The organism is Agarivorans albus (assembly GCF_019670105.1).
Taxonomy (GTDB): Bacteria; Pseudomonadota; Gammaproteobacteria; order Enterobacterales; family Celerinatantimonadaceae; genus Agarivorans; species Agarivorans albus.
This window is the reverse complement of the sequence record NZ_AP023032.1, coordinates 2,640,838-2,647,664: the sequence shown is the minus strand read 5'-3', so window position 1 is coordinate 2,647,664 and position 6,827 is coordinate 2,640,838. Positions and strand designations below refer to the sequence as shown.

General features: G+C 45.1%; 5 protein-coding genes. 3 read left to right on the top strand and 2 right to left on the bottom strand.

Features of this window, described 5'->3' with window-relative positions; genetic code table 11:
* Positions 1-287 precede the first annotated feature (287 nt).
* Both K5620_RS12090 and K5620_RS12085 read left to right on the top strand, forming a co-directional pair.
* Positions 288-1,448 carry an arginase family protein gene (locus K5620_RS12090; RefSeq protein ID WP_016403683.1) on the top strand — a complete coding sequence of 387 codons (1,161 nt, stop codon included), beginning with the start codon at positions 288-290 and terminating at the stop codon, positions 1,446-1,448.
* A 53-nt stretch (positions 1,449-1,501) separates the two neighbouring features.
* Positions 1,502-2,749, top strand: a complete 1,248-nt coding sequence (locus K5620_RS12085) for an MFS transporter (protein WP_221077368.1) — start codon at positions 1,502-1,504, stop codon at positions 2,747-2,749.
* Positions 2,750-2,852: 103 nt separating this feature from the next.
* Here the strand turns inward: K5620_RS12085 and K5620_RS12080 are convergent, their stop codons facing one another.
* Positions 2,853-3,545: a pseudouridine synthase gene (locus K5620_RS12080; RefSeq protein WP_040307627.1), complete on the bottom strand. Its 693-nt coding sequence runs from the start codon at positions 3,543-3,545 to the stop codon at positions 2,853-2,855.
* A 61-nt stretch (positions 3,546-3,606) separates the two neighbouring features.
* Positions 3,607-5,226, bottom strand: a complete 1,620-nt coding sequence (locus K5620_RS12075) for a transmembrane adenylate cyclase (protein ID WP_215426487.1) — start codon at positions 5,224-5,226, stop codon at positions 3,607-3,609.
* A gap of 301 nt (positions 5,227-5,527) precedes the next feature.
* Here K5620_RS12075 and K5620_RS12070 point away from each other — a divergent pair, with 301 nt between their 5' ends.
* Complete coding sequence (locus tag K5620_RS12070; RefSeq protein ID WP_016403676.1) at positions 5,528-6,685, top strand: Ldh family oxidoreductase; 1,158 nt, start codon at positions 5,528-5,530, stop codon at positions 6,683-6,685.
* Positions 6,686-6,827 lie beyond the last annotated feature (142 nt).

Below are 6,827 nucleotides of genomic sequence, written 5' to 3'. Positions count from 1 at the left end.
GTTGGTGACACTATTGATTTCTGCGTTCCAGACATAATGATTCCTACTTGGGTTTCGTCTCCCTAGTTGGTGTTCAATCGAACAGAGGACACTTAAGACTAAATAGATTCATATTAGTTTCTACAAGTCGCTGACTTTCAGTCTTTATTCTACGTGTTACCTCCTGTCACTGTGTTACTCCAGTAACTTACTTCTTTGTGTTTGTTCAAAAATCCACAATGGCTCCGTCAAAACAAACAGCGCTTAGCTAAAGGCTTAGCCGTTGATTAAAACCGGAGACTAAAACAATGACTACATCTACTTTTAAAAAACATCCGCCAATTCCTGCAGAGCGTTTAGCAAAGTACCAAGACTTGTGGCTTAACTCGCAAAGCATTGATGGCATTGATCAAGAAGTAATGGAGCACTTGGTGCGCATTAGTGAAATGGGCGGTGTAGGTCTTGAGGTGGTAGGTAACCTAAACAAAGAATATTTGGGCGCATTTATGGCCCCGTTCTCTAGAGACACCAAAAATGCCGATATTGCAGTGGTTGGGCAACCTTTAGAAAAAGCCGCTCCAATGAATAGCTCGCATAAATATGGGCCAAAGGCACTGCGAGAGTTGTCTAAAAATGCCATGGGTACTATTGAACCAAGCCCAACCGGCGGCTGGGATATTCCTTTCGATAATGCGCGTATTATCGATTATGGCAATATTGATACCTACGGCCAGTTCGATATGAAAGACGAAGTGCAAAAAATTGTTGATGAGTACGAGAAAATTGTACTAGAAGACGATTGCGTTACTTTTACATGGGGTGGCGACCATACCACTAGCTATGCACCTATCGCGGCCCTGGGCAAAAAGTTTGGCCCATTAAGTTTGATTCACTTTGATGCGCATTATGACTTAGTTACCTTCGCAGATTTTGAGTACCCCTATCACTCGGGCAACCAGTTCACACGTAACTTTGCCGAAGGGAACTTAGATCCTGAGCGCATGATTACCATGGGTATTCGCGGCCGAATGACTGCCTTGGTGGGGGGGCATGCTAAAAACTTTGGCGTAGAAACTTACAGCTCTGACGATGTGTTTGATTTAGGCACTACCGAGATAGCCGAGCGTATTTTGAAGCGAGTAGGCAATGGCCCTTGTTACTTTAGCTTTGATTTGGATGCACTAGATGCAACCGACAATGCGTCTAACTCTGCCATTGAGCCTTTTGGTCTTAAGTCGCGCCAAGTGTGGGATATCATTCGTTACTTGCGTAAACACGGCAACATTAACTTAGTCGGTGCCGATGTGGTGGAATACACGCCGCAACACGATATGTCAAAACGTGATGGTTACATTGCTGCAGGCATTAGCTGGAAACTGCTTTGTTGGTTAGCAGATTGCACCGCTAAACGTAATGGTGAAAAACGTAAAACACAATGGCCACAAGCTTTTGGCAAAGCCAGCCTGTAATAAATGGGGCGACAGCAATGTCGCCTTTTGCTTTTGTGTTTTAGGAGTATGTTATGAATAAGCCACGTTGGGGTTTAGAGGCTTGGTATACCGCGCACTTATGCTACGGCATTATCCAGTTGGTATTTATCCCTATTCTAATTCCCACTTTTATTCTTGATAAAACCGGCAGCCCAACTCAAGTGGGTATTGCCATGGGTATTTTGGGCTTGTCGGGTTTGCTGGCACCTGTACTGGGTGGACTTGCCGATAAATATCGCGCGCACCGAGCTGCACAGTTAATTGGTTTAGCGGCGATTGCTATTTCAGCCTTAGTTTTTGCACTGTCAGGTGCGAATTTCATGCTGCATTTGTTGGCGGCTGTGTTTTTAGGTTTGGGTTCCGCTTCCCTTCTGATGATTAACCCGGCGTTTATCGTCTCCGGGGGTTATGAAGCAGAAGAGGAAGCCTCCAAGCTTACTTTGCTTAATCAGGTTGCTATTGTGGGTTCGTTGCTTGCCGGCATTGGTTTAGCGGCATTAACCGAAGCTGGCGTGTCGTTTGAGCTACGCTTTGCAGTAATGTTCTTCATCCCATTGTTGGCGCTGCTAGTAACCGCCGCGACCAACAAACAAGCCGCTGCGCAGATTAAAGTAGAACAAGTCAATGAGGGAGGCGAAGCCGGTGGAATCATGCAGGTGGTGCTTTCTCGCTTTGGTTTGATTTTGCTGGCTATCTTTTTTGTATCGATTGGCCAAGGTGTTATCACCGGGCAGTTTCCTAACTATATGGCTGAGGTATTTAAGGTTGACGCCGCGCTTTCATCTATGGCCTTGTCGGTATCGGCGGTAGTTAGCTTGGTGCTGTTATCTTTAGTGGGTAAAGCCATGGCTAAAGTAGGTGGCGAAAAAGTATGGTTGCTGGCGGTAGTGGCTAAAGTCGTGGTGATGCTAGGTCTTGCTGGGCTTGCCTTATATGCTGGGCAACTTGCAGCATATTTACCTTTAGGTTTGTATCTAGTTTATTTACAAGGAGTGACAACGGTAGATATGGTGCAGCCAGCCATTGCAGCCAAGGCTTCTCGAGCCGGTGCAGGGATGACTCAAGGCCTGTTAATGTTTGCCATTGCCGGTGCTTATGCTGGTGGTAATGTACTCAGTGGCATTAGTGCCGACAGTTTTGGTTGGAGCTCTTTAGCTAGCTTAGTGGCAGTGGTTAGTGCTATTGCCTTAGTGGTTGGTTTAACTTGCTTAGTAAGCAAACCCAGAGTGGCCATTCAACGGGCTACTTTTAATGACTCCGAGTCAACCAGCAAGCTTTAAGATTTAGCGCTTCATCTTAATTCTCCAAAGGCACTTATTAGCTTAAGTGCCTTTTTTATTGGCAAAATTACCATGCTAATTTGAATATCTGAAACTAGTTTGGTTAAGTTGAAGAAAAACAATCTATTTCTAACTGGCTTAGTGCTCTCCATTCTCCCGGTGCAATGTCCAATACAATATCGGCAATTTGTTGTCGATGTAGGGCTTTGACGCGGTTGCCCGTTGCCGCAAACATTCGCTTTACTTGATGAAATTTGCCTTCATAAATACTTAATTCAACTTCAGTGGCGCTTAAGGTATTAACCATAGCGGGTAGGGTGGCTTTAGCTTCTCCTTGAAGAACTAAGCCTCGTTCGAGCTGCTCAATGGCATTGTGAGTAATGGGCTTAGCTAACGTAACTTTATAAACCTTAGGGCAACGTTGCTCCGGCCGAGTGATAGAGAATGACCACCTACCATCGTCAGTAGCTAATACCAAACCGGTAGTATCGGCATCTAAACGTCCGGCAATATGCAGTTGCTCATTTTGGTTTAGCCCTACAGCTTTGAATACCGACGGATAAGCTTCGTCTTTATTGGAGCAAATACACCCAGCAGGTTTGTGGATCACAAAATACTGAGAGGGGCGAGCAAATAAGCGCTCACCCAATAGTTCTATGTGGTTGTTCTCGTGTACTTGCATTGCTGCATCTGTTGCAGTTTGCTGATTAACTTGTACCTGATGTTGGCTAATTGCCAATCTTGCCTGAACAAGTTCAAGCGTAGTGCTTTTGCAAATAAACTTGTCTAGTCGCATTGACGCTTACAGTGTTGGGAGAAATTGAGCGGAGTATAACGAAATCCCCGCTCGAGTATTCTTAAAGTTTATCTAATGCTGAAATAACTTGTTGCTTTAAATTTGGACAAACTAAATAAGCACTTAAGTAATGCTCGCGTCGTTGTTTAAAATCTGGGCAAAGTTCAAGTACTTTTAGGTAGGCGGCTTTAGCCTGGGCAAATTCACCTTTTTCTAGGTGTAATACACAGCGCAGTAGAGGTTGCCAATAGAGGGTACTTAATGAGAATTGATCTAAGGCTTTAAAGGCCTGATCAAAGTCTTGCTCTGCATAAAAGTAAAGAATATCTGCCAAAGCAAACCAAGGTGGGCGAAAGGGATTTAACGCCTTAGAATTAGCTAACAACTCTCTACCTTGTTTAAACTCACCAGCTAAACACAGTGCCCAACCGGCTAAGCCCACTTGGTAGGCGGCATTAGGGTTAAGGGCAATAACTTTATTTACTGCTTCAATAAGGCCTGCTTGATCGCCGCGGCTTAAGTAGCCCATGGCCAAGGCCATTTGGCATTCTTGATTATTGGTATCTAGCTCTACTGCTTTACGGGCACATTCAAAGCCTAGCTCACTGGCATTAGCAATGTCTGCCATGGCTAGCTTATCGGCATCAAAATAAAGAATGGCTAACATTGCCCAAGCAAGTGCATATTCTGGCTCTTGTTGGGTTGCTTTTTGCAGTGCTTGCAAAGCCGGTTGGTATTGCTCTTTGCCTAAGGTCATTAAATAGTGGCGGTAGCGTAGGGTGGCTTCGTAGGTGGATAATTGCTCAACTTTTTTATGGTTGCAGCTTTGGTAAATTTCGCGGTGAATAATACCAAAACTTGACGCCAATTCTGCCACTATCTCGGCAATGATCTGATCTTGCGCTTCGAATAAGTCATCGGTAGACATATCACAGGTGTATTTCTCGGCCCACACTTGTTGTCCTGTATCGGCGCGATATAGGCGAGCATGAATACGCATTTGATTGTTTAAAGCACGCATGGTGCCGCTAGTGATAAAGGAAACCTTGAGCTGCTTGCCTATTTGGTTGATGTCGGCGGCAGTGTTTATATCAAAACTGGTATCACCCATGGCATACATCGACACCACATTAAGCGTATCAAAGCGTGATAATTCGGTGGCAAGCTCTTCGCCAAAACCATCGGCAAAAAATTGCTGTTGGTTGTCGTCGGCTAAAGATAAAAATGGCAGAACGGTAATGCTTGGGCTTAGGCTTTCAATCTCTGCGGGTTCTGTAACAGGAGCAATAGCTTGAGGATTAAGATCTTGTTCACTGCGTAACTTAAAACTAGGAACATAACGCCCTTTAGGCACCGAGATATAAAGCGCGTCGTTGGCACCTTCGGTAAAATAATAGGTGTCGAGAGAGCGACGCACTCGGCCTGCTTGAATGCGTACAATGGGATCGGATTGGTGGTCAAAGTCTGCGTCACGGTCAAAAATCTCAATCGCAATAGTGAACTGCTTTAAGCGGTCGCCGTTGCCTTGCAAGGTTTGGTCAACCAAGTAGCTCAGCAGTTCTTTCATTTTTGGGCTTTGTTCGAAAACACTGCTCTCGACTATGCGCTCCAGTTGTTCGCGGATCAGTATTTGGTGCTGCTGATTATCTAGGTCTAAGTTTTTACCGTTGGCCACTTTCATTACCTATTTCTATTTACGCTGGGTTTATTCTGCCATTAATGCTGCCTCAAAAGTAGCGCCTAATTTGGCAAAGTCTTTCACTAACAGTAGTTTAGTTGTTTCTGCTTAACATATTGCGGCTTGTTACCTATTGTTACTCATTTACTGTCATTGCTAATCGTTTATAAGTTTCTGTTTTTATTTGGGTATTTTTCTTTTTTGCCGACGATCCAGTGTGTAACTTCGAGATTTTTGGGCTTTAAGTAAACTGGCTCTCGTCAACTAGATACACATTGTTAATTGCCAATAAGAGAGACAGATTATGAGCACACAAGTTCAAACCAAAAAAGTAGATGCAGGCTTCATTGAGTTTTCTTTGAAGCGAGTTTGGCAAGCCACCGGCGCCAGCGAAGAACATGCAAACGCAGTATCTCGCGCACTAATGACCGGCATTCGCCAAGGCAAACTAAACCAAGGTTTAGGTGTTTATGAGGCCATCGACCTTACCTTTCAAGCTGGTGAGTTAGACATTAAGGCTGAGCCAGAAGTGGTTGGTGAGGGGGATGCTTGGGCGGTGGTCGATGGTAAGCGCTCTAGCGGTTATTGGACAGTGACTAAAATGGCCGAGCTTGCTATCGCTAAGGCTAAAAAACACGGTATCGCTATCGTATTTGGCGGTAACCATAACGATGCAGGTAGCTACGGCTCTTATGCTTGGATGGCGCACGAGCAAAATATGTTTGCTCAAACCTCAAATAACTCGGTACCAATGGCTTCGCCATATGGTGGCATGGCTAACGTATTATCTGTACCGCCTTTTGATGCTATTGCGCCATCTGGTAACGAAGCGCCGGTTTGGACCAGTGTGAAGCTATGTGAGTGGTATGACGCAGACACTGCACAATCAGTATTGCAGGGCACCAAGGTTAAAAAAGACTCAGTGATTGACCCGCAAACGGGTGAATTAGGCAATGACCTTGCGCCATTTGCGCGCCCTGTAGAAGGCTATGGCCGAGTGTTTGATCAATCTTGTTACCAGAATCTTACAGACCCGCGTTTGTATTCTTTAAACCTTTGGAACGAAGCTCTTAGCGCCATTATTAATCCGCTGGGGGTTATAGCGCCAGAGATGCCAACGCTAACCGATTACCTAAGCGGTGATGCCGATAAACCATCGGTAGGTGGCTCTTACTACATTGCTATCGACCCTAGCCATTTCGGGCCAATAGGCGAGGTATTAGCTAAAGCAGACCGCTTTACTCAGGCAGTACAACAGGCTAAGCCATTGCCAGGCAAAGGTGCACCACGTATGCCTGGGCAAAAAGGTTATTACAGCTTAAAGGCTCAAACAGAAGAAGTGGAAGTTTTGGCCAGTCACTGGGCTCCATTCTTCGAGAAAACCGCGGCTAAATATGGGCTAAATGAAGCGAAATTACGTGAAGAGTATGCGCTGTTAACTCAGCAAGAAGTTATGGCATAAGCAAATCACAAAATCTCGTACGAGTACTTAAGCACAGTCGAGGGATAGATTGAGGAGCGCAGGGAGCGCTTCGTTTTAAGTCCTTAGGGGCTGTTGATCTTTGGTGTTGATTTTTTGTTCGAGATAAGCGGGCTTTAATCGC